We start from the raw sequence: 1,540 nt of genomic DNA, 5'->3' as shown, positions 1-1,540 counted from the left end.
CTTCGGGATCGGAGATGCGCGTGCTGGTGATGACGTCCATGAGCGTCCGGTCGGATTCCTCGTCGTAGATGGGCTTGTTCAAGGAGACGTAAGAGTTGAGCGGGATATGCTTCTGGCGGGTCGCCGTCTTGATGGCGGTAATCATCTGGCGGGTCACGCAAAGTTCCGCAAAAGCCCGAAAGGATGCCAGCTTGTCCGCCCGGAAGTCCCGGATGGCTTTGTAAAGCCCGATCATCCCTTCCTGGATGATGTCCTCCCTGTCCGCGCCCACCAAAAAGTACGAACGAGCCTTGGCACGCACGAAATTGCGGTACTTGCTGATCAGATACTCCAGGGCCAGTTTGTCGCCTTCCTTGGCGTACTCCGCCACCTCTTCATCGCTGAGGGCCGCATACACGTCGTAATAGTCGCGGTGCGCGAAGACGCCCACCCGGATCGCCCCCATGACCCACCAAGCTGATGCGGTCGCCCGCACCTCTTTACGCTACCGGCCCGTCCCCCCGCGAAGCCCGCATAAACCGCCCTCGACCCGGCCGGTTGGTGCCGGCCCAATTATATGGCACCCTTCGAGACAGCGTCAATAAAAGCCCGTCACCTCGATATTCGTGCCCGTCTCCGCAGGAGAAAATCCCCTCTCAATCACGGCGATCCGGCCATTTCACGGCCCTTGAGCTGGCGGCGGCGAACCTCGTAAAGCATCAGCGCGCCCGCCACCGAGGCGTTGAGAGAGGCCACCGCGCCGAACATAGGAATCCGCACCAAGAGGTCGCACCGGCGGCGCACCAGTTCGGACATCCCCTCTCCCTCCGAACCGATCACAACGGCAACCGGCCCGGTCAGGTCGGCCTCCCACAGGGACTGGCGAGCCTCGGGCTCCGCCCCCACCGCCCAGAAGCCGGCCTTCTTCAGGCGCAGCAGAGCATCGGCCACGCTCGACACCCGTGCCAGCCGGACGTGGCGCACGGCGCCGGCGGAGGCGCGTTCCACCGCCGGGGTGATCGGGGCACTGCGGCGGACCGGCAACACCACGCCCCTCACCGCCACCGCTTCGGCAGTGCGCAGCAGGGCGCCCACGTTCTGCGGATCGGTCGGGTGGTCGAGCACCAGAATCAGGGGCGGCAGGGCTTCGTCGACGCCGCCCGGACGCCTGGCATCGGGTGCCGTCAGGTCCTCGAGTTCAACGTACCCGACGGGGGCCGTGCGCGCCACCACGCCCTGGTGGTGCTCCGTTCCCGAAAGCCGCCGCAGGACCGGCCGGGGTACCCGCTGGACCGGTATGCCCTGCTGCCTGGCCAGTTCCACCAGTTCCCCCAGGGCTTCGGCACCCTCGGCGACGTAAAGCCGGTCAACCGGGCGCCCGGAGCGGAGCAGTTCGGCGACGGGCCGCCGCCCTACCACCACTGAGCTCCGGGGCTCTGCCCGCCCGCCGGCGGGACGGTTGCGGCGCTCACCGCCGCTCGCTTCCCGGCCGTCCATGGGCGTCCAGCTCCAGCCCCAGCTTCAGAAGTTCCACCAGCCGTTCGGTCTGGCCCTGCAGGTA

At 67.1% G+C, this 1,540-nt stretch carries 2 protein-coding genes; both read right to left on the bottom strand.

Annotated features, from left to right (window positions below):
* Positions 1-445 (bottom strand): RNA polymerase sporulation sigma factor SigH (gene sigH, locus AB1609_23610; GenBank protein MEW6049422.1); only part of this gene is annotated, 445 nt, incomplete at its 3' end.
* A gap of 194 nt (positions 446-639) precedes the next feature.
* On the bottom strand, positions 640-1,398 hold the full coding sequence (gene rlmB / locus AB1609_23605) for a 23S rRNA (guanosine(2251)-2'-O)-methyltransferase RlmB (protein MEW6049421.1): 759 nt from the start codon (positions 1,396-1,398) through the stop codon (positions 640-642).
* Positions 1,399-1,540: the final 142 nt, after the last annotated feature.

This window comes from Bacillota bacterium, from assembly GCA_040754675.1.
Classification (GTDB): Bacteria; Bacillota; Limnochordia; order Limnochordales; family Geochordaceae; genus Geochorda.
Note: the sequence above shows the minus strand (reverse complement) of the source record. Positions and strands in the feature narration are given on the sequence as shown.